At 68.2% G+C, this 17,376-nt stretch carries 14 protein-coding genes; 8 read left to right on the top strand and 6 right to left on the bottom strand.

What is annotated here, in order from left to right; all coding sequences use genetic code 11:
- Positions 1-127 precede the first annotated feature (127 nt).
- Positions 128-1,057 (top strand): ABC transporter ATP-binding protein, encoded by a 930-nt coding sequence (locus ACLBWL_RS05080; RefSeq protein ID WP_447790794.1) that lies wholly within the window; start codon positions 128-130, stop codon positions 1,055-1,057.
- On the top strand, positions 1,054-1,830 hold the full coding sequence (locus ACLBWL_RS05075; RefSeq protein ID WP_447790792.1) for an ABC transporter permease: 777 nt from the start codon (positions 1,054-1,056) through the stop codon (positions 1,828-1,830). Before ACLBWL_RS05080 ends, ACLBWL_RS05075 begins: the two co-directional genes overlap by 4 nt.
- A 269-nt stretch (positions 1,831-2,099) precedes the next feature.
- Here the strand turns inward: ACLBWL_RS05075 and glpX are convergent, their stop codons facing one another.
- The 3 genes from glpX to ACLBWL_RS05060 form a co-directional block, all read right to left on the bottom strand.
- Entirely contained in the window at positions 2,100-3,071 is a 972-nt protein-coding gene (glpX, locus tag ACLBWL_RS05070) for a class II fructose-bisphosphatase (protein WP_248524475.1), read from the bottom strand.
- A gap of 61 nt (positions 3,072-3,132) precedes the next feature.
- Positions 3,133-3,972, bottom strand: a complete 840-nt coding sequence (gene dapD, locus ACLBWL_RS05065; protein ID WP_447790789.1) for a 2,3,4,5-tetrahydropyridine-2,6-dicarboxylate N-succinyltransferase — start codon at positions 3,970-3,972, stop codon at positions 3,133-3,135.
- Positions 3,969-4,634: a pyrimidine 5'-nucleotidase gene (locus ACLBWL_RS05060; RefSeq protein ID WP_447790787.1), complete on the bottom strand. Its 666-nt coding sequence runs from the start codon at positions 4,632-4,634 to the stop codon at positions 3,969-3,971. The genes dapD and ACLBWL_RS05060 overlap by 4 nt, the downstream gene beginning before the upstream one ends.
- Before the next feature lie 119 nt (positions 4,635-4,753).
- Between ACLBWL_RS05060 and ACLBWL_RS05055 the strand changes: the two genes are divergently transcribed.
- Both ACLBWL_RS05055 and ACLBWL_RS05050 read left to right on the top strand, forming a co-directional pair.
- Positions 4,754-7,093, top strand: a complete 2,340-nt coding sequence (locus ACLBWL_RS05055; protein ID WP_447790785.1) for a S8 family peptidase — start codon at positions 4,754-4,756, stop codon at positions 7,091-7,093.
- 197 nt (positions 7,094-7,290) lie between these two features.
- The gene (locus ACLBWL_RS05050; RefSeq protein WP_447790783.1) at positions 7,291-8,289 is read left to right on the top strand and encodes an LLM class flavin-dependent oxidoreductase; all 999 of its coding nucleotides are present in this window, start codon (positions 7,291-7,293) and stop codon (positions 8,287-8,289) included.
- Positions 8,290-8,442: 153 nt separating this feature from the next.
- On the opposite strand, the gene nudC is transcribed toward ACLBWL_RS05050, so the two are convergent.
- The 3 genes from nudC to mutY are packed head-to-tail and all read right to left on the bottom strand — an operon-like array spanning position 8,443 to position 11,725.
- Positions 8,443-9,330 carry an NAD(+) diphosphatase gene (gene nudC / locus ACLBWL_RS05045; protein ID WP_447790781.1) on the bottom strand — a complete coding sequence of 296 codons (888 nt, stop codon included), beginning with the start codon at positions 9,328-9,330 and terminating at the stop codon, positions 8,443-8,445.
- The gene (locus ACLBWL_RS05040; RefSeq protein WP_447790779.1) at positions 9,327-10,679 is read right to left on the bottom strand and encodes a serine hydrolase domain-containing protein; all 1,353 of its coding nucleotides are present in this window, start codon (positions 10,677-10,679) and stop codon (positions 9,327-9,329) included. The genes nudC and ACLBWL_RS05040 overlap by 4 nt, the downstream gene beginning before the upstream one ends.
- A complete protein-coding gene (gene mutY, locus ACLBWL_RS05035) occupies positions 10,676-11,725 on the bottom strand; it encodes an A/G-specific adenine glycosylase (RefSeq protein ID WP_447790777.1) in 1,050 nt (349 codons plus the stop codon). Before mutY ends, ACLBWL_RS05040 begins: the two co-directional genes overlap by 4 nt.
- A 26-nt stretch (positions 11,726-11,751) precedes the next feature.
- Here mutY and ACLBWL_RS05030 point away from each other — a divergent pair, with 26 nt between their 5' ends.
- The 4 genes from ACLBWL_RS05030 (at position 11,752) to smc (ending at position 17,369) form a co-directional block, all read left to right on the top strand.
- Positions 11,752-12,303: a DUF721 domain-containing protein gene (locus ACLBWL_RS05030; RefSeq protein WP_447790775.1), complete on the top strand. Its 552-nt coding sequence runs from the start codon at positions 11,752-11,754 to the stop codon at positions 12,301-12,303.
- Positions 12,303-12,968: a thioredoxin domain-containing protein gene (locus tag ACLBWL_RS05025; protein ID WP_447790773.1), complete on the top strand. Its 666-nt coding sequence runs from the start codon at positions 12,303-12,305 to the stop codon at positions 12,966-12,968. The genes ACLBWL_RS05030 and ACLBWL_RS05025 overlap by 1 nt, the downstream gene beginning before the upstream one ends.
- Before the next feature lie 27 nt (positions 12,969-12,995).
- Complete coding sequence (locus ACLBWL_RS05020) at positions 12,996-13,736, top strand: thioredoxin domain-containing protein (protein WP_447790771.1); 741 nt, start codon at positions 12,996-12,998, stop codon at positions 13,734-13,736.
- A 246-nt stretch (positions 13,737-13,982) separates the two neighbouring features.
- Positions 13,983-17,369, top strand: coding sequence for a chromosome segregation protein SMC (smc, locus tag ACLBWL_RS05015; RefSeq protein WP_447790769.1), 3,387 nt, complete (start codon positions 13,983-13,985; stop codon positions 17,367-17,369).
- Positions 17,370-17,376 lie beyond the last annotated feature (7 nt).

Raw genomic sequence — 17,376 nt, 5'->3', positions numbered from 1 at the left:
CAGGAGCCCAGGGTTACAAAGCGCAACGCCCGGTATCCTGGGCTCCTGCGTGCGCAGGAGAACGGTTAGCCGCCCCTATCATTCCCCTCTCCCCACCCCCATCTTTCCCTCACAAAAAGGGGTGCCAATGACCGAACCGATCCTGTCCATCGCGGGCGTCAGTAAAACCTACAAGAGCGGCACCACAGCCCTCCACCCCGTCGACCTCGACATCCGCAAGGGCGAGATATTCGCGCTCCTCGGCCCCAACGGCGCGGGCAAGACCACGCTCATCAGCATCATCTGCGGCATCGTCACGCCGACCACCGGCACCATCACCGTCGCCGGCTACGACGCGATCCGCGACTATAAGCAGGCGCGCAGCCGCATCGGCCTCGTGCCGCAGGAACTCAACGTCGACATGTTCGAGACGGTGCTCGCCACCGTCACCTTCAGCCGCCGCCTGTTCGGCCGCTCGGGCCACAGCGACTATATCGAACAGGTGCTCCGCGACCTCTCGCTCTGGGACAAGCGCGACGCGAAGATCCGCGAGCTGTCCGGCGGCATGAAACGCCGCGTACTCATCGCGAAAGCGCTCGCGCACGAACCCGAGATCCTGTTCCTCGACGAACCCACCGCAGGCGTCGACGTGGCGCTGCGCCGCGACATGTGGAAGCTCGTCCACCGCCTGCGCGAGGGCGGCACCACGATCATCCTCACGACGCACTATATCGAGGAAGCCGAGGAAATGGCCGACCGCGTCGGCGTCATAAACAAGGGCAAGCTGCTGCTGGTCGACGAGAAGGCGGCGCTGATGAAACAGCTCGGCAAGCGCGAGCTGGACGTGTCGCTCCAGGATCCGATGACCGCGATTCCGCCCGAACTCGCCGAGTGGGACGTGTCGCTCGAGGACGACGGCAAGCGCCTCCGCTACGTGTTCGACGCACAGGCCGACCATACCGGCATCCCGTCGTTGCTGCGCAAGCTCAGCGACCTCGGGATCGGCTTCAAGGACCTCGAAACCAGCAAATCGAGCCTCGAAGACATCTTCGTCGATCTCGTCGGAGAGCGCGCATGACCCCATTGCTGATCAACACCCACGGCATCTGGGCGATCTATCGCTTCGAAATGGCGCGCGCGCTGCGCACCTTGTGGCAGAGCCTCGTCACCCCCGTGCTCACCACGTCGCTGTATTTCATCGTCTTCGGCGGGGCGATCGGCAGCCGCATGCAACAGGTCGGCGGCGTCGGCTACGGGAGCTTCATCGTCCCCGGCCTGATTATGCTGTCGCTGCTCACGCAGAGCATCTCGAACGCGTCGATCGGCATCTACTTCCCCAAATTCACCGGCACGATCTACGAGCTGTTGTCGGCACCCGTCTCGGCGATGGAGATGGTGGTCGGCTATGTCGGCGCGGCGATGACCAAGTCGGTGATCCTCGGTCTGATCATCCTCGCCACCGCGGCGTGCTTCGTGCCGCTCAGGATCGAGCACCCGCTCGCGATGATCGCGTTCCTGATCCTGACCGCGATGGCGTTCAGCCTGTTCGGGTTCATCATCGGCGTCTGGGCGAACGGGTTCGAGCAGCTGAACTTCGTCCCCGCGCTGCTGATCACGCCGTTGACGTTCCTGGGCGGCGCGTTCTACTCGATCGACATGTTGCCCCAGCCGTGGCGGACGGTCAGCCTGTTCAACCCGGTCGTCTATCTGGTGAGCGGCTTCCGCTGGAGTTTCTTCGGCGTCGGCGATGTCGCGGTCGGGGTGAGCCTGGCGGTGACGGCAGGCTTCCTCGCGGTGTGCCTGATCGCGATCGCGTGGATCTTCAAGACCGGCTGGCGGATGAAGAACTGATCGGGCGAAGGCCGACCACGTCGGTAGCGTAAGTTCAGTCGCCCTTGTTCTCCCGCGAAGGCGGGAGCCCAGTCTGGGTCCCCGCCTTCGCGGGGAAACACTCTTTTGGGTAGTCCGGGTATTCCCCGGAACACCACCCCGGCGAAGGCCGGGGCCCAATTGGGAAACGTCGCTAACGGAGCGATCCGCTTCATTACTCTGGACGTTCCAATTGGGCCCCGGCCTTCGCCGGGGTGGGGCTTACTTTTCAGCTGGGAACGTCGCCCAAATCAATCAGTCCGATGCTCGCCCTTGACCCAGCGCACCGTCCCCGACGACGCGCGCATCACCACGCTCTCGGTGGTCATCTTGCCCTTCTTCCGCTTCACGCCCGCCAGCAGCGAGCCATCCGTAACCCCGGTCGCCGCAAAGATGCAGTCCCCCTTCGCCAGCTCGGACAGGTCATACTGCTTGTCGAGATCGGTGATGCCCCACTTCGCCGCACGGCCGCGCTCGTCGTCGTTGCGGAACAGCAGCCGGCCCTTGAACTGACCGCCGACGCAGCGCAGCGCCGCGCACGCCAGCACGCCCTCGGGCGCACCGCCGGAGCCCATGTAGACGTCGATCGTGGTCTCGGGATCGGACGTCGCGATCACGCCGGCGACGTCGCCGTCACCGATCAGCATGATCCCGCAACCGACCTGCCGCAGTTCGGCGATCAGCTTTTCATGACGCGGACGATCGAGCACGCACACGATCAGGTCGCGCGCCGGCACACCCTTGGCGGCGGCGACCGCCATGATGTTCTCGGTCGGCGTCTTGTCGAGATCGATGATGCCCTCGGGATAGCCCGGCCCGACCGCGATCTTGTCCATGTAGACGTCGGGCGCGTTGAGCAGCCCGCCCTCCTCCGCAATCGCCAGCACGGCGAGGCTGTTCGGCCCCGCGGTCGCGCAGATCGTCGTGCCTTCGAGCGGATCGAGCGCGATGTCGATCTTCGGGCCCTTGCCGATCGCGGATCCCACCTTCTCGCCGATGAACAGCATCGGCGCCTCGTCGCGCTCGCCCTCGCCGATCACGACGGTGCCGTCCATGTACAGCGAGTTGAGCGCCTCGCGCATCGCTTCGACCGCCGCCGCATCCGCTGCCTTCTCGTCGCCGCGCCCGACGAGCGTGGAGGCGGCGATCGCCGCCGCTTCGGTCACGCGGACCATTTCGAGGACGAGTACGCGGTCGAGAACCTGGCTGGCAGCAGCGGTCAAAATATTTCTCCTCGGAATGTTTCGGCGGGGATAGGCAGCAGCCGCAGCATTGTCGACCCGGTCAGTCCCTGAGCAGGTCGTTGATGCTGGTCTTGGAGCGGGTTTGTGCGTCGACCCGTTTGACGATTACGGCGCAATACAGAGCGGGCTTGCCGTCGCCGCCGCCGATCGAGCCCGGCACTACTACCGCGTAGGGTGGCACTTCGCCCTTGAAGACTTCGCCGGTCGCGCGGTCGATGATCTTGGTCGACGCGCCGAGATACACACCCATCGAGAGCACCGCGCCCTCGCCGACGCGGACCCCCTCGGCCACTTCTGCGCGCGCGCCGATGAAGGCGCCGTCGCCGATGATGACGGGATCGGCCTGCAACGGCTCGAGCACGCCGCCGATGCCCGCACCGCCCGACAGATGCACGTTCCTGCCGATCTGCGCGCACGACCCGACCGTCGCCCAGGCGTCGACCATCGTGCCCTCACCGACATAGGCGCCGATGTTGACGAAGCTCGGCATAAGGATCGCGCCCTTGGCGATGAAGCTCCCGCGCCGGGCGACCGCACCCGGCACGACGCGGATCCCCGCCGCGCGGAATTCCGCCTCACCCCAGCCCGCGAACTTCGACGGCACCTTGTCGAACCCCGGAGCGCCCGCCGACCCGCCGTCGATCACGACGTTGTCGTTGAGCCGGAACGAGAGCAGCACCGCCTTCTTCAACCACTGGTTGACCTGCCAGCCATCCGTGGTCGGCTCGGCAACGCGCGCGGTACCCGCGTCCAGCATCGCCAGCGCGGACTCGACGGCGTCGCGCACTTCGCCCTTTGTATCCAGACCGAGGTTCGCGCGGTCGTCCCAGGCGGCGTCGATGATTGTCTGCAAGGTCATGATGATTGTCTGCAGGGTCATGATGTCTCCAAAATGGTTTCGAGCCACGGCGCGAGCACCGGCACGGTGAAATCGATATGATCGCGCGCCGCATCGGGCGACTGCTCGGAGCCGTTGTCGATCCACACTGTCGTCATGCCGATCGCCTTGGCCGGCGTCAGGTTGCGCGCCATGTCGTCGGCGAACAGCGCCTGCGTCGGGTCGATGTCAAACGCCGCGCAGAGGCCGGCATAGGCGGACGCATGCGGCTTCGGCATGAGGTCCATCGCGTGGATATCGTGGATCGCCTCGAAGCTCTCGCTCAGCCCGAGCCGCTCGAGGATCCGCGTCGCGTACGGCCTATCGCCATTGGTGAAGACCAGCTTGCGCCCCGGCAGCTTCGCGATCGCCGCAACCAGCGGCGCGTCATGCTCGATCACGTCCATCTCGATGTCGTGGACGTGCGCCAGGAACGCGTGCGGATCGACATGATGTTCGGTCATCAGCCCCGACAGCGTCGTGCCGTGATTGTGGAAATACCCCTTCTGCACACGCCGCGCCTCGTCATGGTCGAGCCCGAGCAAATCCTGGATGAAGCCGGTCATCCGCGCATCGACCTGCGCAAACAGGTCCGCGCTCGCCGGATACAGCGTGTTGTCGAGATCGAAGATCCAGGTGCGGACATGGTCAAGGCTGGCAAGCATCGCGCGAACCTCTAGGCACCCCACACCGAGCGGGCAAGCCAGCTCCGCCCACCGCACTCTTTACGATCGCGTAACGCTTTGTAATCCAGTAGCTTGGCGGGGCAACAGAGGTGGGACTCATGCGACGCATCAAGGCCGACCTGTTGCGATCGGCGACCCTGGCGACAGGATTTCTCCTCGCCGCGTGTGGCGGTGGAGGTGGCGGCGGCATCAACAGCACGCCGACTCCGCCCTCGGCGACGGTACCGACGCCGACGCCCACTCCAGCGCCCACTCCGACTCCGACTCCGACTCCGACTCCGGCCCCCGCTCCGACGCCAACGCCGACCCCCTCCAGCAACGACACCGCCGAATATCGCGCGACCGTCGGCGCGGTGTCGATGAATGCGCTCGCAGCCTATAATGTCGGCGCGACCGGCAAGGGGGTGAACGTCGGCGTCATCGACAGCGGCATCGACCTGCAAAGCCAGGAGTTCGGCACCCGCGTCTCGTCCGCCTCACAGGACGTCGCCGGCAATGCCTCGATCGACGACGAAGGCGGCCACGGCACCGCGGTCGCGTTCACGCTCGCCGGCCGGAGGAACGGCGCGGGCTCGCACGGCGTAGCGTTCGACGCGACACTGATCGTACTGCGCGCCGACCGCCCCGGCACCTGCGCCACCGCGAGCAAGGACGACGAGGATTCGGGCTGCAAGTTCGGCACCGACGCGATCACCAAGGGCCTCGATGCGGCGCGTGTCGCGGGCGCGAAGGTCGTCAACATCTCGCTCGGCGGTTCCGACATGCCGCAAAGCCTGAAGGACGCGGTCGGCCGCGCCACTGCCGCCGGTCTCGTCGTCGTGATCGCGGCGGGCAACGACGGCTCGACCAATCCCGATCCGTTCACCAACGTCGCCAGCGAGGCGCAGGGTCGCAATCAGGTCATCATCGCCGGCTCGGTCGGCGCGGGCGACGCCCTCTCGAGCTTCAGCGACAAGGCGGGCAGCGGCGCCGCGCACTTTCTCACAGCGGTCGGCGAAAGCGTCCGCGCCCCGGACCAGACCGACACCGCCTATATCTGGTCCGGCACGTCGTTCGCCGCCCCGCAGATCTCGGGCGCGGTCGCGTTGCTCGCGCAAGCCTTCCCCAACCTCACCGGCGCGCAGATCGTCGACATCCTGTTCAAGAGCGCGCGCGATGCCGGCGCGCCCGGCATCGACGCGGTATACGGCAACGGCGTGCTCGACCTGACGCGCGCGTTCCAGCCGCTCGGCGCCACCTCGGTCGCAGGCTCCAAGGCGGTGGTGTCGACCACCAGCAACGCCACCCTTTCCGCGCCGATGGGCGACGCGACTCAAGGCGAACTCGGCGCCGTGATCCTCGACGGCTACAGTCGCGCCTTCGCGATCGACCTTGCCAAGACGATCGCCCGCCGCAGCCCCGACCGCTCGCTCGGCGGCGCGCTCCAGTCGCGATTTCGGACTGTCGCGCTGGCGCAGGGCGGGATGACCGTCTCGATGACGCTCGCGCCGCGCGCAAACGGCGCCATCGCGCTCGACCGGACGACACTGTCGACCGCGGATGCGACCGGCGCGCGGGCGATCGCCGGGATGGTGACGCAGACGCTCGGCAGCACGCTGTCCTTCGGCTTCGGCTTCGCGCAAGGCTCGGGGGCGCTGAGCGCACAGCTATCGGGACAGTCCGAACCCGCCTTCCTGATCGCCAACACCGGCGGCATGGGCTTCGACAGCACCACGCGAGCCTCGAGCGCGATGCGGCAGAGCATCGCCGGGTTCGGCTTCACCGCCGGCATCGAGAGCGGCGACGTCCTGTCGCAGCGCGACGGCGACCTCCGCCTGCGCGACCGGTGGCAGCGGTCCGGCTACAACCGCACCTCGCTCGCGGTCGATCGACGGTTCGGCAGCCTGTCGACGATGGTCTCCGCCACCCGCATGGACGAGCGCGACACGGTGATCGGCGCGCGATTCGACGCCGCGCTCGGCGCGACGCGCGCGGCGACATGGTTCGTCGATACCAAGGCGCGATTCGACGCCGGGGCCGGCTGGAGCATCGGCGGATCAATGCGTCAGGGCTGGACGCAGGCGGCGGTCCGCGGCGGGCTCGGCGGCGACGGCCTGATCCGCACCAACGCGTTTGCCGCCGACATCGGCAAGGACGGCATCTTCGGCCACGACAGTTTCGGCCTCCGCATCGCCCAACCCTTGCGCGTCGCGCGCGGCGGCGTCGACCTCCGCCTCCCGACCTATTTCGATTACGTCAGCGGCACCGTCACCGACTGGACCACGCAACGTCTCAACCTCGCCCCGCAAGGCCGCGAACTCGATGTCGAGATGCGCTACGGCCTGCCCGCATTCGGTGGCGGGCTCGACACGAACCTGTTCTATCGCCGCGACCCCGGCAACTTCGCCGCGCTGCCGAGCGACTACGGCATGGCAATGCGCTACAGCCTGGGGTTCTGAGAGCGGTCACTGCGATCCTCCCCCGCCAGGGGGAGGTGGCTGGCGCTTGCCAGGCGGAGGGGGAGGTAGCGACGACCTATGTTGCGTGGTCCTCCCACTCCGTCGCCTTCGGCGCCACCTCCCCCTTGCGGGGGAGGATTAAGAAGCGATTCCCACAAGCACTGGATAAGCTACCGCTCGGTACCTATCTCTACCGCATGACACGCTATTCCCTGCTCGATCTCGTCCCCGTCGTCGAAGGCGGCACCGTTTCCCAGGCGCTTGCCAACGCCGCCGACCTCGCGCGCCACGCCGAGCGCGTCGGATTTCAGCGCTACTGGGTCGCCGAACATCACGGCATGACCGGCATTGCGTCTGCCGCGACTGCGGTCGTGATCGCGCACATCGCCGCAGCGACCAGCACGATCCGCGTTGGTTCGGGCGGCATCATGCTTCCCAACCATGCGCCGCTGACGATCGCCGAGCAGTTCGGCACGCTCGACGCACTGTTCCCCGGCCGCATCGATCTCGGCCTCGGCCGCGCGCCCGGTTCGGACCAGCGCGTCGCCCGCGCGATGCGCCGCACGCTGGAAACCGACGCCAATGCCTTCCCGCAGGACGTGATGGAGCTGCAAAGCTATTTCGCGAACGATGGCCAGACGGGTATCGTCGCCACGCCCGGCGCGGGTGCGGATGTCGATATGTGGATCCTCGGCTCCAGCACGTTCGGCGCGCAGTTAGCGGCGGCACTCGGCCTGCCCTACGCCTTCGCCTCGCATTTCGCGCCCGACGCGCTCGATGCGGCGCTGGCGATCTATCGCCGCGATTTCCGCCCGTCGGCGCGCCTCGCCAAGCCTCACGCAATGGCCGGCTTCAACGTGTTCGCGGCCGAAACCGACGCGGAAGCCGAACTACTCGCCAGCTCGCAGCAACAGTCGTTCGTAGCACTCCGCACCGGCAATCCGCGCCAGTTGCCGCCGCCGGTCGCAGGCTATCGCGATTCGCTTGGCGCACAGGGCAACCAGATCCTGGGTCACGTCCTGCAATGCTCGGCGGTCGGCAGCCCCGCCAAGGTGGCGCGCGGCATCGCCGACTTCGTCGCCCGTACAGGTGTCGATGAGGTGATGGTGACCAGCGCCATCTACGACCACGAAGCACGCAAGCGGAGCCTGTCGATCACCGCCGACGTGATGCAGGAACTAAAGATCGCGGCTTAAGCAGTCTGCTACCGCCCCTGCCGAAAGGCACCACCCCGGCGAAGGCCGGGGCCCAATTGGGAGACGGTGGTAACGGAGGGCAGTGCGTCGTTACTGCAACCTCTCCAATTGGGCCCCGGCCTTCGCCGGGGTTGTGCTAGGTAATGGCGAACCCTACGCCCCCGCCCATTCCTTCAACAGCGTATACGCAATCGCATAGGGCGGCGGCGGCAGGAACGGCCCCTCCTCCCCGCGCAACACCGCGCGCACCATTTCGCGCGGCACCCACATCGCATCCTCGAGCTCGTTCACATCGAGCGTGATCGCATCGTCCTCGGCCTCGGCGACGCATGCCATCATCAACGAAGACGGAAACGGCCAGGGCTGGCTCGCGACATACCGCACCCTGCCGACCCGGACGCCCGACTCCTCGAGAATCTCGCGCGCAACCGCCTCCTCGATCGACTCGGCAGGCTCGACGAAACCGGCCAGCGCCGAATACCGCCCCGCCGGCCACCCCTTGCCGCGCCCGAGCAGCGCCCGCCCGTCATGCTCGGCGATCATGATCACCACCGGATCGACGCGCGGGAAATGCTCGGTCGCGCAGTTTGGACATTTCCGCGCCCACCCGGCGCGGAACATTTCGGTCGGCGAACCGCATTTTGCGCAGAACCCATGCCGGACATGCCAGTCGATCACGCTCCGCGCACCAGCGTACGTCGCTGCCTCACCGGGCGCGAGTGCGGCCAGCACCGCCATCAGCGCAGGCGAGCGCATCGCCGGCGCGTTGTCGACCCGCATCCCGTTCAGCAGCGCCGCGAAATGCGGCCGCCCGCTCTCGTCGAGCCCGAGCAGGATCGGCTCGGCATCGTCGGGCATGTCCGCCATCGACGTCCAGGCGAGATGCCCGTCATCGGTCGTGCCCGGCAGCAACCCGTCGAGCACCAGCAACCGCGCACGCCAGTCGCGCTGCGCCGCCGCCAGCCCCTCCGGATCGTGCCGCAGCGCATCGGACCGGTCGAGCGTCCCACCGGTAAACCCAGGTGCCTCGATCACGCTCATCGGCGCAACCTCGCCGCATCCTGCAGCAGCGCCGCGACCACCTGTTGGCGCAGCGGAATGCGGTCCGCCGGGAAGTAATTGACCATCACATTGCCGCGCGAATGCTTGGCCGGATCGACCCAGGCGATCGTTCCCGCCGCGCCGCCCCAGGCATAGGTGCCCTTGCCCGGCCCGTTCGGCGTATCCGACAGCACCACCGATCCGCCCGCGCCGAAGCCCATGTTGCTCCCCTGCGTGCCGCCGGTGCCGCCGCCGATCCCGCCGAACACGACGCCCGGCGGCAGCAGGTTTGACGTCGCCAGCGCGATCGTCTCGGGCTTCATCACGCGCACGCCGTCGAGCGTGCCGCCGTCCTGGATCATGTGCAGGAACCGGTCGTAATCGCGCGCCGACATCACGAGGCCAGCGCCGCCGTACGGAAAGCTCGGCTTCTGGAGGAACACCGAGTTCGCCGCCGGATCGAGCGGGGTCCGCGTATCGCCGACGAACGCGTAGTTGGTAGCGAGTCGCCCGATCTCGCTCTGCGGCACCTGCCAGAAGCTCGACTTCATCTTGAGCGGATCGAACAACCGCGTCTGGACGAACCGCTCGAAGTTCATACCGCTGGCGACCTCGATTACACGGCCCATCACGTCGAGCCCGATCGAATAGCTCCACTTGGTCCCGGGGTCTGCGATCAGCGGCAGCGTCGCGACGCGGTTGGCGAATTCCTCGAGCGATTTCGGCCGGACGGGCCGCATCTTCTCTTCCATCGCCGCGCTGACCGACAGCGGCAGGATGCCGAGCCGCTCATATTCCTTGAGCAGCGGCCCCTTGGTGACGATCGTGTAGCCGAGCCCCGCGGTATGCGTCAGCAGGTTGCGGATCGTGATCGGCCGCGTCGCCGGGCGCGTGGCGAGCGACGTGTCGGGGCTGGTCGCGACCTTCATGTCCTTGAACGCCGGGATATATTTACTGACCGGATCGTCGAGATTGAGCTTGCCGTCCTCGACCAGCATCATCGCCGCCATGCCGGTGATCGGCTTGGTCATCGAATACACGCGCCACAGCGAATCTGGACCGGCGGGCGGCGCATTCGGATCGTCGCTGATCTTGCCCGCCGCAGGGAACAAGGTCGGGCCATCGCCCGCGCCGAACGCCCCGACGATCCCCGGCATCTTGTCCTGCGCGACGAGGCTGTCGAACAACCTGGTGGTGGCGGGCAGCAACGCGCTCACCGGGATCGTCGCCCGCGGCGCCGCCCGGCGCTGCGGTGTCGGCTGCGGCGAAGGCTGCGCCTGCTGTGCGTAGGCCGTGGCGGCGGCCAGCGCGGCGAGGCCGCCCGTCGAAATCCAGTGCACCAGTTTCATGCAGCTCTCCGTATGGCCTTACCGGCTTTGGCGAAAACGGTCGGGAGCCCGGCGGTATCCAGGTCGTCGATCGGCCACCATTCGCTTGCCGTTGGAACGCGCGGTTGATGCGCCTCGACCGTCGCCACCGCAAGCGTCAGTTGCAGATCGAAATGCGTAAATCCGTGCGCGACGGTGACGTCCAGCATCCGCCAATCCGCCTGCGCCGGCGCATCCTCGAAACCGGGGGGAACCTCACCCCAAGGCCCGGTCGGAAACGCGCGCATCCCGCCGAGCAAACCTTTATCCGGCCGCCGCACCAGCAACACCTGCCCATCGCGTTCCAGCCAGAAGATCGTCCCATAGCGCTGGGGCTTGACCGCCTTCTTCGCCTTCACCGGCAACCGCTCGGGCGCGCCCTGAGCAAAGCCCTCGCAAAACGTGCGGATCGGGCACAGCAAGCACTTCGGCGCGCGCGTCGTGCAGATCCCCGACCCGAGATCCATCATAGCCTGCGCGAAATCCCCCGCCCGATCATCCGGCGTGATCGAGTCCGCCGCCACCCGAATCGCAGGCCGCGCAGCCGGCAAAGGCGTCTGAATCGCGAACAACCGCGCGACCACCCGCTCGACATTCGCATCGACCACCACCGCGCGCTCGCCAAACGCGATCGCCGCCACCGCCGCCGCGGTATAGGCGCCCAGGCCTGGCAGCGCGCGCAACTCGGCTTCGGTCCGCGGAAACACGCCGCCATGCTCCGCCACCACGGCCTTCGCCGCCTTCACAAGATTGCGGGCCCGCGCATAATATCCAAGCCCCGCCCACGCCGCCATCACATCGGCATCATCCGCCGCCGCCAGACTCGCGAAATCCGGCCACCGCGCGGTCCACGCCAGAAACCGCGGCGTCACCGCGGCCACCGTCGTCTGCTGCAACATCACCTCGGACAGCCACACCCGGTACGGATCGACGCGCTCGCCCCGCTTCGCCCGCCACGGCAGGTCGCGGCGATGCGCGTCATACCAGTCGAGAAGGGCCGCGGAGACCGAAGAGCGCTTGGCGTTCACACGTTGCCTATGGCATGGGATTACGGATGAGCAAGCCGCCGAGTTCTCTGCCGAAACCGCCTGCGACACGGCGCGCGAAAGGCAAGACCGATCCCGACGCCCCGCGCGAGAATCGCTCGCGCGCGGTCGCCGAGCTGTTGCCCGCGATCGGCGGCGCGGCGTTCCGGCGATTCGGCTTCGTCCAGTCGTCGATCGTCAGCCGCTGGCCCGAGATCGTCGGCGCGAAACTGGCGGGCGCGAGCATCCCCGAATCGATCCGGTTCCCGGTCGGCAAGAAGCAGGACGGCGTCCTCACCCTCACCGTCCGCGGCGCGCACGCCCCGATGATGCAGCACATCGCCCCCGAGATCATCGAGCGCGTCAACCGCTTCTTCGGCTACGCAGCCATCGTGAAGGTCGCGATCCGCCAGGGCGAGGTCGCCGCCCCCGTGCCGCGCAAGGCGCCGCCCTCGGTCCGCCCGGTCCCCGTCGATCTCGGCCAGAGCCTCAAGGGCATCGCCGATCCGGAACTGCGCGCCGTCCTCGAATCCCTCGCCGCCGGAGTCGCCTCGACGCACGGCCTTCCCAGGATCACCTGATGCGCGTCCTCTTCGCTTTCCTCACTCTGTGCCTGCTCACCGGCGCCGCCCCCACGCGCGACTGGTCGCAAACCGCGCGCATCCTTCCCTCGGGCGCCTACCTGATCGGCAACCCCGCAGCCCGCGTGAAGCTAGTAGAATATGGCAGCTACACCTGTTCGCACTGCGCCGATTTCTCGGTGAAATCCGAACCCGTGCTGAAGCGCCAGATGATCGCCTCGGGTTCGACCAGCCTCGAATTCCACAGCTTCATCCGCGACCGGCTCGATCTCGCCGCGGCGATCCTAGCGCGGTGCGCCGGCCCCAAGGGGTTCGCCGCCACCTCGTCGGCGATCTTCGCCGCGCAACCGCAATGGCTGGAACGCGGGATCGAATACCAGCAGGGCAACGCCGCGCGGCTCGCCATGTACCCCGCCGCCGCACAGATCCGCGCCAACGCCGATGGCTCGGGCCTGACCGCGCTGGTCAAGGCGCGCGGGCTGTCCGACGCGGCGATCGACGCGTGCTTCGCCAACCAGCCCGAGATCGACCGCATCGTCAAACTGACCGCCGACGCGCCCAAGGAAATCGATTCCACCCCGACCTTCTACCTCAACGGCAAGATCGTGCCCCACGTCGGCTGGGAACAGCTCGAACCCGCGCTCCGCAAGGCCGGCGCCCGCTAAATTCACGTGATCCACTGGAGTAACCCGATGAAGTTCCTGACCACGCTCGCCGTCCTGCCGCTCGCGCTCGCCGCCTGCTCGAAGAACGACTCGACCGGTAACGTCGACCAGCCCGCCGCCGCGCCCGTCGCCGCTGCTGCCGCCCCCGACGGCCAGAACTGGACCGAGACGGTCGTGAAGACCCCCGAGGGCTATCTGATGGGCAACCCGAACGCGCCGATCAAGCTCGTCGAATACGGCGCGCGCTCGTGCCCGACCTGCGGCGCGTTCGGCCGCGAGGCCTACAAGCCGCTGACCGAGAAATACGTCTCGACCGGGAAAGTCAGCTTCGAATTCCGCGACTTCCTCGTCCACGGCGCGCCCGACGTCGCGCTGACGCTGCTCGGCCAGTGCGGCGGCGTCGCGCCGTTCTTCCCGATCCTCGAGCAGATGTACGGCAACCAGATCGCCTTCCTCGACAAGCTCCAGGCGATGACCCCCGCGCAGCAGCAGGCGCTCGCCAACCAGCCGCCGACGGTGGTCGCGACCAAGCTCGCCGAGCAGATGGGCGCGATCGACTTCGTCAAGCAGCGCGGTATTCCGGAAGCGAAGGCGCGCGCGTGCCTGGCGGATCAGAAGCAGCTCGAGATCATGGCCAAGCCCACCGAAACCGCGATGCAGGCCGGCACCGTGACAGGCACGCCGACCTTCCTGATCAACGATAAGAAGCTCGATCAGGTGGTGACCTGGGACCAGATGGAGAAGGCGCTGAAGGCGGCGGGGGCGTAAGCTAACCCTCCCGGGGGGGCCTACCACCCCGGCGAAGGCCGGGGCCCAATTGGAAAGGTGGAAATAACGAAGCACCACCTTCGTTAGCGCCGTCCCCCAATTGGGCCCCGGCCTCCGCCGGGGTGGTGCGAATGTGGCCGTGTTCTCCCGCGAAGGCGGAAGCCCAGCCTGGGTCCCCGCCTTCGCGGGGACACACGCTTTGCGGTTCGGGATAACAGCAACACTAGTCGTCGGGGGGCGCAACACATGCAGATCAAGCGCCTCCGCATCACCGGCTTCAAGAGCTTCGTCGACCCCGCCGATCTCCGCATCGAACCCGGCCTCACCGGCGTCGTCGGCCCGAACGGCTGCGGTAAATCCAACCTCCTCGAAGCCCTCCGCTGGACGATGGGCGAGGCGAGCGCGAAATCCCTGCGCGGCGCCGGCATGGAAGACGTCATCTTCGCCGGCACCGCGACCCGCCCGCCGCGCGACTTCGCCGAAGTCTCGATCCTGGCTGAAATAAGCGGGGACGAGAGAGAGATCGTCCGCCGAATCGAGCGCGGCGCCGGTTCCGCCTACCGGATCGACGGCCGCGACGTCCGCGCCAAGGACGTCGGCCTGCTCTTCGCCGACGCCGCCACCGGCGCGCACAGCCCCGCGCTCGTCAGCCAGGGCCGGATCGGCGCGGTCATCGCCGCCAAGCCCGCCGACCGCCGCGCGATGCTGGAGGACGCCGCCGGAATCGCCGGGCTCCACGTCCGGCGGAAAGACGCCGAGGGCAAGCTCCGCGCCACCGAAGCCAATCTCGCCAAGCTCGACGAAATCATCTCGGACCAGGACGCGCGCGCCGCGACGCTCAAGCGCCAGGCGCGCGCCGCCGAACGCTACCGGCAGATCTCCGCGCAGATCCGTGTCGCCGAGGCACGCACGCTCTTCGCCCGCTGGCGCGATGCCGCCACCGCCGCCGATGCCGCCAAGGCCGAAGCGGCCGCTGCCCAATCGCAAGTCCGCGCCGCCACCGACGCCGAACGCACCGCGGCGAAAGACCAGCACACCGCCATCGAAGCCGTCGCTACCGCCCGTACCGCGGCGCTCGCCGCGCGCGACTTGGTCGGCGACCTTGCCCACCGTCTCGTCTCGCTCAAGACCGAAAAGACCGCCATCGAACGCAGGATCGCCGACCTCGTCGACGCGTGCGCCCGGATCGCCGACGACCGCGCCCGCGAAGGATCGCTCGCCAGCGACGCCGCCGCAGCGCTCGCCCGCCTCGCCGACGAAGCCAAGACGCTCGACACAGCGCTCGCCGACGCCAGCGCCGCGATTCCCGATCTCGACACCGTGCTAACAGACGCAGAGCGCGCAGCGCGCGATGCCGAAGTCGCGCTGGCTCAAGCGCTCGCCACCCAGGCGCGCGACGCCGCCGAAGTCCGGGTTGCCAGCGCCGCGCTCGCCGCCGCCCGCACCCGCGCTGACCGTGCCGACCGCGACGCCGCACAGATCTCGGCGGCCCTCCGCGCGCTCGGCGACACCGCGCCGCTGATCGCCGACCGCGACGCCGCCGCCGAAACCCGACGGACTGCCGCGGCAGCAGCAGAATCCGCCCGCCAGGCCCTTACCCAAGCAGACACCGACGAAGCCACTGCAACCGCTTCGCGAGACGTCGCAGAAACCACCCGAGCCACCGTCCGCGCAGACCTCGCCGCGATCGACAGCGAAGCCGCCGCACTCACCAAAGCCACGCAAAGCTCAGGCCGCAACCGACTGCTCGACCACGTCTCGGTCAGCACAGGCTACGAACGTGCGCTGGCGGCGGCACTCGGCGACGATCTCGACACCAGCCTCGACGCATGGACCGGCGCCGAGCTCCAAGACGAAGATCCCAAAGCGCCCGCCGACGCCGAACCGCTAGCAAAGCATGTCGAGACACCTCCCGCGCTCGCCCGGAGGCTCGCACAGGTATTCGTCGTCGACACCGACACCAACCAACACCTCGCAGCAGGCCAGCGCATCGTCACCCGGGACGGCCAACTCCGCCGTTGGGACGGGTTCACCGCGACCGGCACCGGCGCCGCCGCGGCCGAACGGCTAGTCCGCCGCAACCGCTTGGCCGCGCTCCAAGGTGCACGGCCCGGCGCAGCCACCGCTCTCGAAAAAGCCGAACAAACCCGCGCCGCGGTCGACCAGCAGATCGCCGACGCCCGCCGCCAGTCGCAAATCGCGCGCGCCGCGCTCCAACGTGCCGAAACCGACGCGCGCGATGCGACCCGTCAGGAAGACCGCGCCACCGCAGCGCTCGAACGCCTCGCCACCCAGCGCGCCGACCTCGACGCCCGCGCCCACCGCATCGCCGACGACGTCGCCGACGCGCAGGCGGAACGCATCCGCGCCGAGGAAGCGATGGCCGCCGTCCCCGATGGCACCGCCAACGCCCGCCAGGTCGCCACACTCCAATACGACGCCGAACGCAGCCGCGCCGCCGTCGCGCAGGCACGCGCCGATCGCACCACGCTCGACCGCGCCATCGCCACCCACCGCGAACGCTTGTCCGCCGCCCAAGCCGACACCCGCAGTTGGCGCGCCCGCGCTGGTGAGGCTGCCAAGCGCATCGCCAACATGGACACACGCGAAACCGCCCTGGATAGCGACCTCGCCGCGATCGCCGACCGCCCCGCTGCACTCGAAGCGGAAATCGCCACGCTGGACGCCGAACACCGCGAAGCCCGCGCCACCGCCGACGCGTTCCTCGCCACCGAGCGCGCCGCCGAAGCCGCTGGCCGCACCGCCGACGACGCCCACCGCCTCGCCAACGAGGCACTCGCCCAAGCCCGCGAAGCACGCGCCGGCGCGGTCGCCCGAGTCGAAAACCACGAGGCGCGCCGCCTCGAACTCGGCAAGCTCTCGGGCGAGCGCTTCCAATGCCCCGCCCCCGTCCTCCCCGAGCGGCTCGGCTTCGCGGTTGCCGACATCCGAGCTCCGGCCGAGGAATCCGCCACGCACGACAGGCTGACCGCGGATCGCGAACGCATCGGCCCGGTCAACCTGGTCGCCGAAACCGAACTCGCCGCGCTCGAAGACGCCTCGCGCGGCAACGCCGTCGAGCGCGAGGAACTCGGCCAGGCGGTCAACCGGCTCCGAGGCTCGATCGGCACGCTCAACCGCGAGGGCCGCCAGCGCCTGCTCGCCGCGTTCGAGGCGGTGAACGGCCATTTCCAGCGGCTCTTCACCACGCTGTTCGACGGCGGCAGCGCGCATCTCGAACTGATCGATTCGGACGATCCGCTGGAGGCCGGACTCGAGATCATGGTGCAACCGCCCGGCAAGCGCCTTCAGTCGCTCACCCTGCTGTCAGGCGGCGAACAGGCGCTCACCGCGGTCGCGCTGATCTTCGGCCTGTTCCTGACGAACCCCGCGCCGATCTGCGTGCTCGACGAGGTCGACGCGCCACTCGACGACGCCAATATCGAGCGCTTCTGCGACCTGCTCGACCGCATGGCGCGCGACACCGACACGCGTTACCTCGTCGTCACGCACAACGCCGTCACGATGAGCCGCATGCACCGCCTGTTCGGCGTGACGATGATCGAACGCGGCATCAGCCGGCTGGTCTCGGTCGACCTGCAGGCCGCCACCGGACTGCTGGCGGCTGAATGATACAGAT

Source organism: Sphingomonas sp. M1A8_2b, assembly GCF_053345535.1.
This window is presented reverse-complemented; position numbering and strand designations above follow the sequence as displayed.

What these genes read in the sequence shown, in the direction of transcription:
- ACLBWL_RS05080 (WP_447790794.1), top strand. Translation starts at nt 128, where the DNA reads ATGACCGAACCGATCCTGTCCATCGCGGGCGTCAGTAAAACCTACAAG.
- ACLBWL_RS05075 (WP_447790792.1), top strand. Translation starts at nt 1,054, where the DNA reads ATGACCCCATTGCTGATCAACACCCACGGCATCTGGGCGATCTATCGC.
- dapD (WP_447790789.1), bottom strand. Translation starts at nt 3,972, where the DNA reads ATGACCCTGCAGACAATCATCATGACCTTGCAGACAATCATCGACGCC.
- ACLBWL_RS05060 (WP_447790787.1), bottom strand. Translation starts at nt 4,634, where the DNA reads ATGCTTGCCAGCCTTGACCATGTCCGCACCTGGATCTTCGATCTCGAC.
- ACLBWL_RS05055 (WP_447790785.1), top strand. Translation starts at nt 4,754, where the DNA reads ATGCGACGCATCAAGGCCGACCTGTTGCGATCGGCGACCCTGGCGACA.
- ACLBWL_RS05050 (WP_447790783.1), top strand. Translation starts at nt 7,291, where the DNA reads ATGACACGCTATTCCCTGCTCGATCTCGTCCCCGTCGTCGAAGGCGGC.
- nudC (WP_447790781.1), bottom strand. Translation starts at nt 9,330, where the DNA reads ATGAGCGTGATCGAGGCACCTGGGTTTACCGGTGGGACGCTCGACCGG.
- ACLBWL_RS05040 (WP_447790779.1), bottom strand. Translation starts at nt 10,679, where the DNA reads ATGAAACTGGTGCACTGGATTTCGACGGGCGGCCTCGCCGCGCTGGCC.
- ACLBWL_RS05030 (WP_447790775.1), top strand. Translation starts at nt 11,752, where the DNA reads ATGAGCAAGCCGCCGAGTTCTCTGCCGAAACCGCCTGCGACACGGCGC.
- ACLBWL_RS05025 (WP_447790773.1), top strand. Translation starts at nt 12,303, where the DNA reads ATGCGCGTCCTCTTCGCTTTCCTCACTCTGTGCCTGCTCACCGGCGCC.
- ACLBWL_RS05020 (WP_447790771.1), top strand. Translation starts at nt 12,996, where the DNA reads ATGAAGTTCCTGACCACGCTCGCCGTCCTGCCGCTCGCGCTCGCCGCC.
- smc (WP_447790769.1), top strand. Translation starts at nt 13,983, where the DNA reads ATGCAGATCAAGCGCCTCCGCATCACCGGCTTCAAGAGCTTCGTCGAC.